The sequence below is a fragment of the Micromonospora sp. HK10 genome (genome assembly GCF_000982955.1).
Classification (GTDB): domain Bacteria; phylum Actinomycetota; class Actinomycetes; order Mycobacteriales; family Micromonosporaceae; genus Micromonospora.
This window is the reverse complement of sequence record NZ_KQ058722.1, coordinates 1-13,775: the sequence shown is the minus strand read 5'-3', so window position 1 is coordinate 13,775 and position 13,775 is coordinate 1. Positions and strand designations below refer to the sequence as shown.

The window sequence follows — 13,775 nt, the reverse complement described above, 5'->3', positions numbered from 1 at the left end:
GTGGAACCCCCATCCGGGGCAACCTCTCCAACTTACCGGGCCCGACTTTCGCTGTCAACCTCACGTTCGAGGTGATCACCTTGGTCGGCCCGATCCACGCTGACGCACGCCAGTTCCTGGCGGTCGTTTCTGTCGTGGATTCCGGCGGACCGGCCGATCGCCGCTCTCGCGGCCACCCGCCCGGCTCCCTGCCGGCTTTCGCACTCTACCCGGCCGGCTTCGCGATCGCAACCCCGGTCCTGCCGGAGTCTGTCGCACCGCCCGGATCCTCAGTCTGGCTCGGCGTCTCCGCCACCAGCCTGGCGCCCGTTCTCGGCCGGTTTGCCCGGCCTCCCGCGTGCAGAGAGAAAGTTACGCGGACGGCCGGGAGAAGGCAAATCAAAGATCGTCGTTGCGCGGACAGCCGTCCAACTGTCTCCTCCGGTCGACGGGACGGGCGATCGAAGGAGGCCGCCGCCGGCCGCGGCGTGCCAGAGTGGTCGGCATGGATGACGTGTCCCGGTCCGTGGTGTCGACACTCGCCGAGGAGGCGCTGCTCGGCCTCCTGCTCCCCTTCTGGCAGTTGGTCATCGGCGCCTTCGTGCTCGTCGTCGTCCTGCTGTCCATCGGCCGTCTGCTGCGCCGCGGCCCGTCCCGGATGACCACGGCGCTGCTCGTCACCGCCGCGGCGATCGCCGGCTTCGCCGTCATCGGGGTGCTGCTGGAGAGCTGACCGGGGATCAGAGCCGGCGAATGGCCAGGCTGAGGCCGGGGATCAGAGTCGGGGAATGGCCAGGCCGGGCCCCGGGATCAGAGTCGGCGATTGGCCAGGCCGGGACCCGGGATCAGAGCCGACGGTTGGCCAGGCTGGGCACCGGGATCAGAGCCGGCGACTGGCCAGGCCGGGACCCGGGATCAGAGTCGGCGGTTGGCCAGGCTGGGCAGCTCGGCGCGGATCGTCCGGAGCCGGTCCAGGTCCAGGTCGCTCACGGTGAATCCCGGGCCGTCCGGCACCTGGCCGAGCACCGTCCCCCACGGGTCGACCACCATGCTGCGGCCGAAGCAGGTCCGGGACGGCTCGTGATCGCCGGTCTGCCCGGCGGCGGCCACATAGCACTGGTTCTCGATCGCGCGGGCCCGCAGCAGCACCTCCCAGTGGTCCCGTCCGGTGTGCATCATGAACGCGGCGGGCACCACCAGCAGCTCGGCGCCCCCGTCGGTGGCGAGCCGCCGGTACAGCTCCGGGAAGCGCAGGTCGTAGCAGATGGACAGGCCGACCCGCAGGCCCTCGACGTCGACGACGACCGGCTGGTCCCCCGGCGCCACCGTCGCCGATTCCCGGTACGACACCCGGCCGGGGATCTCCACGTCGTACAGGTGGATCTTGCGGTAGCCGGCGGCGAGCGCGCCGCTGCGGTCGAAGACCAGCGAGGTGTTCCAGGTGTGCTCGGGATCCGGTCCGGCCTCGTGGAACGAGCCGGCGATCACCCACATGCCGAGCCGCCGGGCCGCGTCGGCGAAGAACCGGCCGACCACGCCGTCGACCGGTTCGGCCGGTGGCATCCCCTCGGCGCGGCCCAGGTAGTCGACGTACTCGGGCAGGACGGCGAGGTCGGCGCCGGCGGCCGCGGCCCGCTCGAGCAGGGCCCCGGCGGCGGCGAGGTTGGCGGCCCGGTCGTCGCGGGAGTTGAGCTGGCAGACGGCGACGCGCATGGAGATCAGCGTACGGGCGGGTGCTGGGTCGCGACAGGCTCAGACGCTCGCCAGCACCAGCGCACCGGCGGCGAAGCCCAGGCCGGCCAGCTGAACGGGGCGCAACCGCTCCCGGTCGACCGCGAGCGCCAGCAGCACGGTGCTCGCCGGGTAGAGCGAGGCGACCGCGGCCACGACGCTCAGGTGCCCGCGGCTCGCGGCGGCCAGGTAGAACGCGTTCGCCGCCGAGTCCAGCAGGCCGGCCGCGGCGGCCCAGCCGAGCACCCGCCGCTCGATCCGCAGGCGCACCCCCATGCGCGCGGCGACCGCGAGCCCGAACGCGATCGAGCTGGCCCGCACCGCGAGCACCGGCCACATGCCGGCGTCCTCGTCGGCCTGGCCGAGCAGGGCGAAGAAGACGCCGAAGAGCAGGCCGGCGCCGAGCGCCATGCCGACCACCCCGCGCGACACCCGGCCGGTGCTGCCGCCCTCACCGAGGCTGACCAGGGCTATGGCGACCACGGCGAGGCCCGCGCCGCCGAGCGCGACGGTGCCCGGGTAGTGCGCGGTGACCAGGCCGGCGAGGATCGGTACGACCGCCGCGGTGATCGCGGTGACCGGGGCGACCACGGCCATCACGCCGGTGGCCAGGGCGCGGTAGAGCAGCATGACGCCGCCCGCGCCGGCCACCCCGGCGAACAGCCCCCAGGCCAGGTCGAGCGGGTGGGGCGTGCCGGGCACGAGCAGCACCAGCGCGAGCAGCAGGGGGACGCTGAGGAGCTGCGAGAGCACGGTCACCGCTACCGGGTCGGCGCGCCGGGATGCCTTGCCGCCGGAAAAGTCGGCCGTGCCGAACGCAACCGCGGACACCGCGGCGAGCAGAATGGGGAACATCAGCATGTCGTATCACAATATTGACCGTGAAGGATAGTGTAATGACCGACGCCGGGAGCGGGCGGGTGGGCGCGGTGACCTCCGCGGTCGCCCGCCAGGTGCGCGAGCTGCGGGCCGCCCGCGGCTGGTCGTTCGAGGAGCTGGCCGGCCGGTCGGGAGTCAGCAAGGGCATGCTCGTGCAGATCGAGGCCGCCCGGACCAACCCCAGCATCGGTACGCTCTGCCGGGTCGCCGACGCCTTCGGGGTCACCATCGCCGAGCTGCTGGAGCCCGCCGAACGCAGCAGCGTACGGATCACCGCGACCGTCGACGCCCCGGTGCTCTGGCGCGGGACACACGGCGGAACCGCCCGGCTGCTCAACGGCCTCGGCGGGCCCGACCTGGTGGAGCTCTGGGAGTGGCGGCTGGAACCCGACGAGGCACACCACTCCGCGGACCATGCGCGCGGCACCCGGGAGATCCTGCACGTGCTGGCCGGCACGCTCGCCGTCACCGTGGCCGGCGTCGACCACGACGTACCGGCCGGGCACACCATCGAGTTCCCGGCGGACCGGGAACACGGCTACCGCGCAACGGGTGAGGAGCCGGTACGGCTCGTGATGGTGGTGGTCACCCCGTCGGGCGAGTGGGATCGGCGGACCCGCTCACGCGAACCGCGCCCGAGCTGACCCGGGCGCGGTCGCAACGGCACTCAGGCCGACTTCTCCTCGCGGTCCCGGCGCCGGCGGCCGCTGAACTCGCGCGGCACGATCGTCGGGTTGACGTTCTCCAGAACCACCTCTCGGGTGATCAGCACCCGGGCGGCGTCGGGGTTGCTCGGCACCTCGTACATCACGGAGAGCAGGACCTCCTCCATGATGGCGCGCAGCCCACGGGCCCCCGTGCCGCGGAGCATGGCCTGGTCGGCGATGGCCTCCAGCGCGGGCGGCTCGAACTCCAGCTCGACGCCGTCCAGCTCGAAGAGGCGCTGGTACTGCCGGACCAGGGCGTTGCGCGGCTCGGTGAGGATCCGCACCAGGGCGCTGCGGTCCAGGCTGCGCACGTTGGTGATCACCGGCAGCCGGCCGATGAACTCGGGGATCAGCCCGAACTTGAGCATGTCCTCCGGCATGACCTGGCTGAAGATGTCGTCGGTCGAGCGCTCCGAGACCGACCGGAGGCGGGCGCCGAAGCCGGTCCCACCGGAGCCGGTCCGGGACTCGATGATCTGGTCGAGCCCGGCGAACGCGCCACCGCAGATGAACAGCACGTTGGTGGTGTCGATCTGGATGAACTCCTGGTGCGGGTGCTTGCGTCCGCCCTGCGGCGGGACGTTGGCCACCGTGCCCTCGAGCATCTTCAGCAGCGCCTGCTGCACGCCCTCGCCGGAGACGTCCCGGGTGATCGAGGGGTTCTCCGACTTACGGGCGATCTTGTCGACCTCGTCGATGTAGATGATGCCCGTCTCGGCGCGCTTGATGTCGTAGTCGGCGGCCTGGATCAGCTTGAGGAGGATGTTCTCCACGTCCTCGCCGACATATCCCGCCTCGGTCAGGGCCGTGGCGTCGGCGATCGCGAACGGGACGTTGAGCATCCGCGCCAAAGTCTGCGCCAGGTGGGTCTTGCCACAGCCGGTCGGGCCGAGCAGCAGGATGTTGGACTTGGCCAGCTCGACACCGTCCGAGCCGGAGCCCGGCGCGCCGGCCGCCTCGGCCTGGATCCGCTTGTAGTGGTTGTAGACCGCGACGGCGAGCGCCTTCTTGGCCTGCTCCTGACCGACGACGTAGTTGTCGAGGAACTGGCAGATCTCCATCGGCTTGGGAAGCTCTTCCCACTTCACCTCGCCGGACTCGGCCAGCTCCTCCTCGATGATCTCGTTGCAGAGGTCGATGCACTCGTCACAGATGTAGACCCCGGGGCCCGCGATGAGTTTCTTGACCTGCTTCTGTGACTTGCCACAGAAGGAGCACTTCAGTAGGTCGCCGCCGTCACCGATCCGTGCCACCTACGTTCTCCCTGCACTCGTCGGCCGGAACGCCGGCCCTGACCTGCGGGCGCCGAGCGCCCGTCCGTCTGTCGTCCCACCCGCCGGTCCGACCCAACGAAGCGGTACAGACCCGACGTTACCCGCTGGCGGGAGTTTCTCCGACCCCCAAAGCGGGTGTGTCAGAGGTCGGCCGGGAACGTTACCCCGACCGACCTCCGACCGCACACTGCTCAGCTCGCGGCGTGCGCCGCCAGCAGACCCTTCTTGCGGCTGGTCAGGATGGTGTCGACCAGCCCGTAGTCCTTGGACTCCTCGGCCGTCATGATCTTGTCACGGTCGATGTCCTTCCGGACCTGCTCGACCGGGCGGTTGCAGTGCTGGGAGAGCATCGTCTCCAGCTGCGTCCGCATCCGCAGGATCTCCCGCGCCTGGATCTCGATGTCCGAGCCCTGTCCGTAGCCGCCCTCGGTGGCCGGCTGGTGGATGATGATCCGGGAGTTGGGCAACGCCATCCGCTTGCCCGGGGTGCCCGCCGCGAGCAGCACCGCCGCCGCGCTGGCCGCCTGGCCCAGGCAGACGGTCTGGATGTCCGGGCGGACGTACTGCATGGTGTCGTAGATCGCCGTCATGGCGGTGAAGGAGCCGCCGGGCGAGTTGATGTACATGATGATGTCGCGGTCCGGATCGGTGCCCTCGAGCGTCAACAGCTGGGCCATCACGTCGTTGGCCGAGGCGTCGTCCACCTGGACGCCGAGGAAGATGATCCGGTCCTCGAAGAGCTTGTTGTACGGGTTGGACTCCTTCATCCCGTACGACGTGCGCTCGACGAACGACGGCAGAACATAGCGGTTGTGCACGGCCGCGAACTGGGGCGGCAGGCTCAGGTCGGTCATCGTCAGCTCCTCGTTCAGCTCAGGGTCCCGGCGCCCTCCGGGACCTGGGCGGCCCCGGTGATCACCTTGTCGATGAAGCCGTAGTCCTGCGCCTCCTGGGCGGTGAACCAGCGGTCCCGGTCGGAGTCGGCCTCGATCTCCGCCGCGGACCGGCCCGTGTGGTGCGCGACCCGCTCCTGGAACATCCGCTTGGTGTAGAGCATCTGCTCGGCCTGGATGGCGATGTCGGCGGCCGTGCCGCCCATGCCACCGGACGGCTGGTGCATCATGATCCGCGCGTGCGGCAGCGCGTACCGCTTGCCCTTGGTGCCGGCACAGAGCAGCAGCTGGCCCATGGAGGCCGCCATGCCCATCGCCACCGTCGACACGTCGTTGTCGATGAACTGCATCGTGTCGTAGATCGCCATGCCGGAGTAGACCGAGCCACCCGGCGAGTTGATCCAGAGGTTGATGTCGCGGTCCGGGTCCTCCGCGGCGAGCAGCAGCAGCTGCGCGCAGATGCGGTTGGCGACCTGGTCGGTCACCTCGCTGCCCAGGAAGATGATCCGCTCCTTGAGCAACCGGTTGTAGACCGAGTCGTCGAGGTTGCCAATTGAGTCACCGCCGCGGGCCTCGAGTGCCCGGAGCGGCTTCGCTGGGATGTGCATGTCGGTCATGGCAGCCCTTCGCTCTCCGTACCGTCGTCCCCGACACTAACCGCTCAACCGGGGGGCGCACTCCCGGTCCGGGCACTGTTCGCTCTCAGCGCAGTCACCCTCTGGGCGTACCCCGGAAAGGGTTTCGGCCGCCCTCCGCGCGCAGGCGCGGGAGGGCGGCCGATCGCCGGACGATCAGTGCTCGTGGTTGTGCTCGGCCTCGTTCTGGGCACGCAGCGCGTCGAGGGTGACCTCGTTGCCCGCCGCGTCCTTGATCTTGATCTTCTCCATCACCGCGGCGAGCGCCTTGCCCCGACGGACGTCGCCGAAGACGGCCGCGGCGGCACCCGAGCGGACCAGCTGGTCGTAGTACTGCTGCGGGGCCATGCCGGCGCGCTGCGCCCGGTGCACGATCTCGTGGCCGAACTCGTCGTCGGAGACCTGCACGTCGTCGGCGTCCGCGAGGGTGTCGAGCAGGAGCTGGATCTTGACGCCCTCGGTGGCCGCCTCGGTCAGCTCGGTGTCGATCTGCTCCTCGGTCTTCTCCTCGGCGGCCAGGTACTCCTCCATCGAGGCGCCGATCCGCTCCAGCTGGTCGACCATCGCGGCCTTGCGGCTCTCGACCTCCTCCTTGACGACGCCCTCCGGCGCCGGCACCTCGGCGGCCGCCACCATCTGCTCCAGGGCCTTGTCGCGGGCGGCGTAGATCTGCTCGACCTGCTTGCCCCGGGTGATCCGCTCACGCACGTCGTTGCGGAGCTCCTCGATGGTGTCGAACTCGCTCGCCAGCTGGGCGAAGTCGTCGTTGAGCTCCGGCAGCTCCTTCTCCTTGACCGTGCGCACGGTCACCGCCACCTCGGCGTCGCGGCCGGCGTAGTCACCGCCCACCAGCTGAGTGGTGAAGGTGGTGCTGTCGCCGGCGGCGAGGCCCACCAGGGCCTCGTCCAGACCCGGCAGGAGCTGCTTGCTGCCGACCTCGTGCGAGATGTTGCTCGCCGACCCGCCCGGCACGTCCTCGCCGTCGACGGTGGCGTTCAGGTCGATCTGCACGTAGTCGCCCTCCTGGGCGGCCCGCTCGACGGTCTTCAGGGTGGCGAACCGCTCCCGCAGGCTGCTCACCTGCTCGTCGATCTCGCTGTCGGCGATCTCGAGCTCGTCGACGGTCACCTCGATGGTGGCCGGGTCCGGCAGGGTGATCTCGGGGCGGACGTCGACCTCGGCGGTGAAGTTGAGCGAGTCACCGTCGTTGAACTCGGTGATGTCGACCTCGGGACGGCCGAGCGTCTTCAGGTCGTGCTCGCGGACCGCGGCGAGGATGTTCTGCGGGATGGCCTCCTGGATCGCCTCGTTGAGGACGGTCCCCCGGCCCACCCGCTGGTCGATCACCGCGCTGGGAACCTTGCCCCGGCGGAAGCCGGGAACCTGGACCTGCTGGCCGATCTCCCGGTACGCCTTCTTGAGGCTCGGCTCGAGCTCGACGAACGGCACCTCGATGGCGAGCCGCACGCGCGTCGGGCTCAGAGTCTCGACGGTGCTCTTCACAGGCGTACTCCTTGACGGATCTTGGTATTGAAGTCTGGGCGTGATTGCGCGCATCGAGTGTAGGCGAGCCGGCGCGCCGCGTCGGCAGGGCCCGGGTACCGCGCGGAAAATCGCGCGGCGCCCGGGACGAGCCGGCCCGCGAACGACAGTCGGGGTGGCGGGATTTGAACCCACGGCCCCTCGCTCCCAAAGCGAGTGCGCTACCAAGCTGCGCCACACCCCGTGGCCGACGAGAAGTGTATGCCGTCCGCGCCCCCCGACCCCCCACCGGCCCACCCCGAGGCGACCAGGTCGCGTCGGGGTGGGCGGCGCTGGCGACGTCGAGCCGGCCTGCGGCGCTGCTCTGGGCGGCGCTGCTCTGGGCGGCGGTGTCTGGGCGGTGCCGACGCTGTGCGGCAAAGCGGGCCATCCGGCCATCGGGAAGGGCCGCTTTGCCGCAAACGGTCCGGCGCGGCACGGGGTACGGGGCACGGGGCCGCGCGACCGGTCCGGGGATTCGGTAGGCTGTCTCGCGCGCCCCACGCCAGCGGGGTGAGCGCGGGCGTAGCTCAATGGCAGAGCTTCAGTCTTCCAAACTGACGGTGCGGGTTCGATTCCCGTCGCCCGCTCCAATAGCCTCCGGCCCAGGCCAGAGGCCGTATCCCCCGCTCCGATCTTGCGGGCCATCCATGGGCAAGGCGGCGTCCAAGGCGGGCCGTGCCGGCGCGGCCCCGGCCTGCTGGCGACCTCCGACCGGCATCGGCCGGGCGGGACGGCCGGCCACGCTGACGGATAAGCAGGTAGGACCACAGGTCGCCCGGACGCAGGTCTGAGCCCCAGGTGCGGTGGCCTTCAGCGAGACGGGATCATGATTGCCATGGTGGCCATTCTCGACCTGGTAGCCAACTTCGACGAATTCGCCGGCGGTGAGCGAGGGGGCGACCTCGCCGGCCGGTGGCAGCACGAGATCGTTGAGCCGCACGCGGAAATCTTCGCGGCCGTCGAACCCTGGGTCGATCCCAGGTTGGCCCCGGACCGGCTACCCGGCCTGGTCGCACGGCGGACTGAGCTGCGCACCGTAGCCGAGCGGGCGAAGATCGCCATCCGGGAGGCGGCGAGACTGCTCACCGAAAAGCTCGGCCTCGATCACCCGATCCCCGCCGTCGTCATGGTGGGCCTCGGCCAGGCGAACGGCTGGGTCGCGTCGGTACAGGGCGAACCCACCCTGTTCATCGGGGCGGAACAGCTGCCCAAGCCATCCTTCGATATCGTGCTCGCCCTCCACGAGCTGGTCCACCTGGCGCACGTTCGCCGGTCCACGCATGACTGGCCGGCCAACCGCGTCGACGCCGACCTGTTCCGCGAAGGACTCGCGGTGCACGCCACAGCCCGGCTGCTGCCCGAGGTCCCGCCCAGCGGGCACCTCTGGTTCAGCGCCGACGCCCAACCATGGATCGAGCGCTGCGCGGGAATGGCGGCCAGGCTGCGGAGCAGAGCCCTGCGGGAACTAGACCGCACCGACGTGTCTGAGCAATGGTTCAGCGGTGCCATGGACCGTCCCGGCGGACTGCCAGGACGGTGCGGGTACTGGCTGGGCTGGCAACTACTCGACCAGATTCTCGGGCCAGAACCGATCGAAGCGGCGCTCGACTGGTCGCTGCCCGAGGCCGCAGCCCGCCTTCGCACCGCGCTCAGCCAGGGTTAGAACTGCCGGCCGCTCCCCTGCTTGGAACCCGCGATTCGGCGTCAACGCCAGGCCGGGTTGTCGCTTACCCGGAACGTGTTGAAGAGCGACTCATACCGGTCACCGTCGGGGCCGAGCAGCACAAAATCCGGCTCCGTACGGGCGACCGACTCGTGCAGCCTCGCCAGCAGGTCCTCGACCGGCGTCTGCGGCAACCCCAGCTCCCGGCGCAGCGGCTCCCGCTGCTGCCCGGCTTGCGGGCAGTCCTGCCGCAGGTCGTGTTCCAGCCGCGCGGCGGCCAGCCGCATCTCGTCGAGGCTGCCTCCGCCGGAGAACTTCAGGCAGTCCTGCCAGTACGGCACGGCAACGATCAGCTCCACGGCCTCGGCGAGGCTCGCCGCAATCAGGCCGGCCTGTCCCTCCGACGTCGCGAAGATCACCGGCCGAGCGGATCCGACTCCGCAGAGGTAGTAGGTGCCACCAGCGCCTTCGCCGGCGATCGCTTCCAGCGGCGCGCCCGACGCCAATCGCGCTTCCGCAACGGGCTCACCGCTTGCGACCTCGAAGTCGAAGTAGCCGGCGAGCAGGTCAGCGGCTACGGCGCTGCTCGTGATGCGGGCGAGCATCGGATCAGCATGAGACACGGTCGAAGGCTAGCGAGGGCTTGCCTGCGCTCAGCACCCGCCGGCCGGCACAGGCAGCGGCCCTGCGGCAGGTCCAGGCAGCTGACGACGACAGGGCCTCCGAACACACGTCCCGTCCTGCCGACGTACGTGCCGGGCTTGCGGGGGTCACCGCACCGATGAGTTTCGTTACGGTGTTCCGTCTGCATTCCGTGGACCAGATCCCCCGACTCTCGAGGAGACCGTCATGAGCGCCACGTACCGGAGGCAGGTGTGAAGCTTCTACTGACGTCGGCAGGTGTCACGAATCCGAGCATCCGTGATGCGCTGGTCGACCTGCTGGGCAAGCCGATCGCCGAAGCCAGTGCCCTCTGCATCCCCACGGCGGCCTACCCGATGGGCGGGCCCGCCTCGGCCTGGCGCTTCATCAGCGGGCAGACGCCGCTCCCCATGAGCGGCCTCGGCTGGAAGTCGCTGGGCGTCCTCGAGCTGACGGCGCTGCCCAGCGTCGGCGAGGAGCTGTGGGTCCCCTGGGTCCGCGAGGCCGACGTCCTGCTCGTGCACGGCGGTGATGCGACGTACCTGAGCCACTGGATGCGGCAGTCCGGGCTGGCCGACCTCCTGCCGTCACTGACGGACACCGTCTGGGTGGGGTTGAGCGCGGGAAGCATGGTGCTGACCCCGCGGATCGGCGCGGACTTCGTCGCGTGGCAGTCCGCGCCCGACGACCGCACGCTGGGGGTCGTCGACTTCTCGATCTTCCCGCACCTGGGTCTGGAGCCGGACAACACCATGGCCAACGCCGAGCGGTGGGTGGCCGAGATCGCCGCTCCGGCGTACGCGATCGACGACCAGACGGCCATCAAGGTGACCGACGGCAAGGTGGAGGTCGTCTCCGAGGGGCACTGGAAGCAGTTCCCCTCGTAGCCGGCCCCTCACCACGACGGCGAGCCCCGAGCGGGCAGCGCGCCGCTCGTGGGCGGCGTCAACCGGACCCGCCGGCGGGCGTCAGCGCGTCCTGGACCAGTCTCTTCTGCACGGCGATCGTCTCCACGCACCGGGCGTTCGCCCGCTCGGCCTCGACCGTCCACTCGGGCAGTTCCGCCCGATCGAGGAGCCCTTCGTAGCAGAAGGAGAGGACACCGTAGAGGACCTCACCCGTCAGCCCTTCGGGCGCGTCGGCGCAGGCCAACACCGCCGACAGCAGGTGCGAGGCACCCGGCTCGTCCGCCAGGTCAAGGACGTCCTCGTACTCGTCGAGGGTCTCGTCGGAAAGCTCGATCCTGTCCCGGCCGGCGGACACCGCGTCACGTCCGGCGGTCAGGGCGCGGTCGAGGTAGTCGCGCACCTCCGGTGTCTCGATCCGGCCCATCGCGTCACGGGTCCACTCCATCGCCGCCATCGCGAGGGCGAGGCGCTGCGGTGCCGGGATGGCCGGCAACTCCTCCCGCACCGGCGCCAGCTCCTGGTCCCAGAGAAGCATCTGATCCTCCAGTCTCGACGCCGGGTCACATGATCCTCGACCACCCGGCGCCGAACGGACACCCCGGGGTGCAGCCGGTGCGTCGCCCAACGGCTGGCCCTAGATTGCGCGAGGTGGACCTTTCGCAGCTCGGCACGCCGATCGGACCGATGATCCGGGTTTCCGGTGGGTTCGCCAACCGGATGTACCGGCTCGACACCGACCAGGGATCGTTCGCGGTGAAGGAGGTGAACCTCCTCGATCGTCGCGGGACCCACCGGGTCGAGGACGTGTTCCGGTACGAGCGGGCGGCCTTCGCCGCCGGCATCCCCATGCCGGAGCCGATCTCGGCCAGCCGGCACATCCTCGTGCACCGGTGGGTGGCGGGCGAGCAGGTGCCGGAAGCACCGGTGGCGGCGGCGTACGCGTTCGAGATCGGTGAGATCCTCGCGCGCCTCCACGCGCTCGACGTCGGGTGGAGCCCCGACCCGCGCGCGGACCCGGCGCCACGGGACTGGCCCGAACTCGCCCGGCGGGCCACGGCGACCGGCCAGCCGTGGGCCGGCGAACTCGCCGCCCGGGTCGGCGCGTTCCTCGCCATCGCCCGCTTCGTCGACAGCTGCGAGCGACCCGGCCCCGTCGTGCTGACACACCGGGACATCCAGCCCTGGAACCTGCTGAGCCGGGCGGGCCGGCCGGTGGTGCTCGACTGGGAACTGTCGGGGATGCTCGACGTGTCCGGTGAGCTCGGCTCGACCGCCCTGAGCCTGGCGAAAGGGCCCGGCTTCGACGACCTCCAGCCGGCGATCTTCCGCCAGGTCCTCGACGGCTACGTCGCGGGGGGCGGCGCGCTGCCACCGTGGGGCCCGAGCTGGTTCGTGCACCTGATCGGTGGCTGGCTCGGGTTCACCAGATGGAACATCCTCCGCTGCCTCGCCGGTGTCGAGGCCCGCACCGGCCCCGACCTCGCGCTGTCGCACGAGTCGGTGCGCAACGGGGTACGCGGCCTGCCCGAGCTGTTCGACCGGCTTCCCGAACTCAAGGCGCGGCTCGGGTGACCGGCGCGCGCCGGCCACCGTCCAGGGCGCGCGGCCGGATCCGCGCGCCCGCCTGCGGGCAGCCGGACCGGGCCGCGACGGGCGCGGACGGCCGGGCGGGGGCGAAGGGCCAGGGCGTGACCGGCGGGCGGACGGGCGGCGGCGACTGCGTACGATGCGGGACCGGACATCGCCCCGGCGGGTGGAGGTAGCGACGGATGTCAGGCCAGCGGGACGGTTTCGCGCTCGGCGTGGACCTCGGCACCTCGAACACGGTGGCCGTGCTGCGCTGGCCGGACGGGCGGACCCGCCCCCTGCTGGTGGACGGGCAGCCGATCCTCCCGTCCGGGGTGTACGCCGACACCGACGGACGCCTGCACGTCGGGCGGGACGCGCTGCGCCTCGCCCACGCCGACCCGGACCGGTACGAGCCGAACCCGAAGCGCCGCGTCGACGAGCCCGAGGTGACCCTCGGCGGCCATCGGTACGCCCCGGCCCAGCTGCTCGGCGCGGTGCTGCGCGCGGTCGGCGAGGCCGCCGTCGGGGCGCTCGGGTTCCTGCCGCCCGCCGTGGTGACCTGCCCCGCCACCTGGGACGCCGACCGGCGGCAGGTGCTCGCCGAGGCGCTCGCCCTGGCCGGCTGGCCGACGGCGGCCGAGCACACCCTCTCCGGTCCCGTCCCGCCCGGCACCCGCCTGCTGCGCGAGCCGGTCGCGGCGGCCCGCTACTACACCGAGGTGCTGCGGCGGCCGGTGCCGGTGGGTGAGTCGGTGGCCGTCTTCGACTTCGGCGGCGGGACCCTCGACGTCGCCGTGGTCCGTAACGAGGGCGCCGACCCGTGGGGCGACTCGGGCTTCACCGTGATCTCCTGCGGCGGCCTCGACGACCTGGGCGGGCTGGACCTCGACGCCGCGCTGCTGGCGCTGGTTGGCGCGCGGGTCGCCGCCGCCCACCCCGCCCAGTGGGCGCGGCTGGACGCGCCGGCCGACACCACCCAGTGGCGGGAGCGGCTGCACGTCGTCGAGCAGGTGCGGGGCGCGAAGGAGATGCTCTCCCGCGCCCTGGCCGCGCCGGTGGCGGTGCCCGGGGTACCCGCCGCCGTGTCACTGACCCGGGCCGAGCTGGAGGGCGTGGCCGCCCCGCTGCTGCGCCGGGCGGTCGAGGAGACCCGGCGGGTGATCGCCGCGGCGGGGCTGACCCCGGAGCGACTCGCCGGGCTGTTCCTGGTGGGCGGCTCGTCCCGGATCCCGCTGGTGGCCCGGCTGCTCCACGCCGAGCTGGGGATCGCGCCGACCGTGCTGGAGCAGCCCGAGCTGCCCGTCGCCGAGGGGGCACTGACCGACCTGCCGCTGCCACGGACCCGGTCGGCCGCACCGATGCTTCCGCTGG

At 71.4% G+C, this 13,775-nt stretch carries 14 protein-coding genes and 2 tRNA genes; 7 read left to right on the top strand and 9 right to left on the bottom strand.

Going from position 1 to position 13,775, the window contains the following annotated elements; all coding sequences use genetic code 11:
* The first annotated feature begins 484 nt into the window (after window positions 1–484).
* Window positions 485–712 carry a hypothetical protein gene (locus LQ51_RS07255; protein ID WP_046563909.1) on the top strand — a complete coding sequence of 76 codons (228 nt, stop codon included), beginning with the start codon at window positions 485–487 and terminating at the stop codon, window positions 710–712.
* A 182-nt stretch (window positions 713–894) separates the two neighbouring features.
* Here the strand turns inward: LQ51_RS07255 and LQ51_RS07250 are convergent, their stop codons facing one another.
* Both LQ51_RS07250 and LQ51_RS07245 read right to left on the bottom strand, forming a co-directional pair.
* The gene (locus LQ51_RS07250) at window positions 895–1,692 is read right to left on the bottom strand and encodes a carbon-nitrogen hydrolase family protein (protein WP_046563907.1); all 798 of its coding nucleotides are present in this window, start codon (window positions 1,690–1,692) and stop codon (window positions 895–897) included.
* A gap of 39 nt (window positions 1,693–1,731) precedes the next feature.
* Window positions 1,732–2,565: a DMT family transporter gene (locus tag LQ51_RS07245; protein ID WP_046563908.1), complete on the bottom strand. Its 834-nt coding sequence runs from the start codon at window positions 2,563–2,565 to the stop codon at window positions 1,732–1,734.
* A gap of 41 nt (window positions 2,566–2,606) precedes the next feature.
* On the opposite strand from LQ51_RS07245, the gene LQ51_RS07240 reads away from it, so the two are divergent.
* Window positions 2,607–3,233 carry a helix-turn-helix domain-containing protein gene (locus tag LQ51_RS07240; RefSeq protein ID WP_046563906.1) on the top strand — a complete coding sequence of 209 codons (627 nt, stop codon included), beginning with the start codon at window positions 2,607–2,609 and terminating at the stop codon, window positions 3,231–3,233.
* Between the two features lie 23 nt (window positions 3,234–3,256).
* Here LQ51_RS07240 and clpX read toward each other — a convergent pair whose 3' ends face one another.
* The 5 genes from clpX to LQ51_RS07215 form a co-directional block, all read right to left on the bottom strand.
* Complete coding sequence (gene clpX / locus LQ51_RS07235; protein WP_046563905.1) at window positions 3,257–4,549, bottom strand: ATP-dependent Clp protease ATP-binding subunit ClpX; 1,293 nt, start codon at window positions 4,547–4,549, stop codon at window positions 3,257–3,259.
* Between the two features lie 212 nt (window positions 4,550–4,761).
* On the bottom strand, window positions 4,762–5,424 hold the full coding sequence (locus LQ51_RS07230) for an ATP-dependent Clp protease proteolytic subunit (protein ID WP_046563904.1): 663 nt from the start codon (window positions 5,422–5,424) through the stop codon (window positions 4,762–4,764).
* 14 nt (window positions 5,425–5,438) lie between these two features.
* Entirely contained in the window at window positions 5,439–6,080 is a 642-nt protein-coding gene (locus LQ51_RS07225) for an ATP-dependent Clp protease proteolytic subunit (protein ID WP_046563903.1), read from the bottom strand.
* Window positions 6,081–6,254: 174 nt separating this feature from the next.
* Window positions 6,255–7,601 carry a trigger factor gene (gene tig / locus LQ51_RS07220; RefSeq protein ID WP_046563902.1) on the bottom strand — a complete coding sequence of 449 codons (1,347 nt, stop codon included), beginning with the start codon at window positions 7,599–7,601 and terminating at the stop codon, window positions 6,255–6,257.
* 149 nt (window positions 7,602–7,750) lie between these two features.
* A tRNA-Pro gene (locus LQ51_RS07215) sits at window positions 7,751–7,824 on the bottom strand.
* A gap of 314 nt (window positions 7,825–8,138) precedes the next feature.
* Between LQ51_RS07215 and LQ51_RS07210 the strand changes: the two genes are divergently transcribed.
* Together LQ51_RS07210 and LQ51_RS07205 are read left to right on the top strand one after the other, a co-directional pair.
* Window positions 8,139–8,212: transfer RNA gene (locus LQ51_RS07210), tRNA-Gly, on the top strand.
* Window positions 8,213–8,457: 245 nt separating this feature from the next.
* A complete protein-coding gene (locus tag LQ51_RS07205) occupies window positions 8,458–9,285 on the top strand; it encodes a DUF2268 domain-containing putative Zn-dependent protease (RefSeq protein ID WP_197087552.1) in 828 nt (275 codons plus the stop codon).
* A 41-nt stretch (window positions 9,286–9,326) separates the two neighbouring features.
* Here LQ51_RS07205 and LQ51_RS07200 read toward each other — a convergent pair whose 3' ends face one another.
* Complete coding sequence (locus tag LQ51_RS07200) at window positions 9,327–9,890, bottom strand: hypothetical protein (protein WP_046563900.1); 564 nt, start codon at window positions 9,888–9,890, stop codon at window positions 9,327–9,329.
* Between the two features lie 270 nt (window positions 9,891–10,160).
* On the opposite strand from LQ51_RS07200, the gene LQ51_RS07195 reads away from it, so the two are divergent.
* On the top strand, window positions 10,161–10,814 hold the full coding sequence (locus LQ51_RS07195; protein WP_046563899.1) for a Type 1 glutamine amidotransferase-like domain-containing protein: 654 nt from the start codon (window positions 10,161–10,163) through the stop codon (window positions 10,812–10,814).
* A 58-nt stretch (window positions 10,815–10,872) separates the two neighbouring features.
* Here the strand turns inward: LQ51_RS07195 and LQ51_RS07190 are convergent, their stop codons facing one another.
* The gene (locus tag LQ51_RS07190; protein ID WP_046563898.1) at window positions 10,873–11,370 is read right to left on the bottom strand and encodes a hypothetical protein; all 498 of its coding nucleotides are present in this window, start codon (window positions 11,368–11,370) and stop codon (window positions 10,873–10,875) included.
* A 113-nt stretch (window positions 11,371–11,483) separates the two neighbouring features.
* Between LQ51_RS07190 and LQ51_RS07185 the strand changes: the two genes are divergently transcribed.
* Both LQ51_RS07185 and LQ51_RS07180 read left to right on the top strand, forming a co-directional pair.
* Complete coding sequence (locus tag LQ51_RS07185) at window positions 11,484–12,407, top strand: phosphotransferase family protein (RefSeq protein WP_046563897.1); 924 nt, start codon at window positions 11,484–11,486, stop codon at window positions 12,405–12,407.
* 197 nt (window positions 12,408–12,604) lie between these two features.
* A partial coding sequence (locus LQ51_RS07180; RefSeq protein ID WP_046563896.1) for an Hsp70 family protein occupies window positions 12,605–13,775 on the top strand: 1,171 nt, incomplete at its 3' end.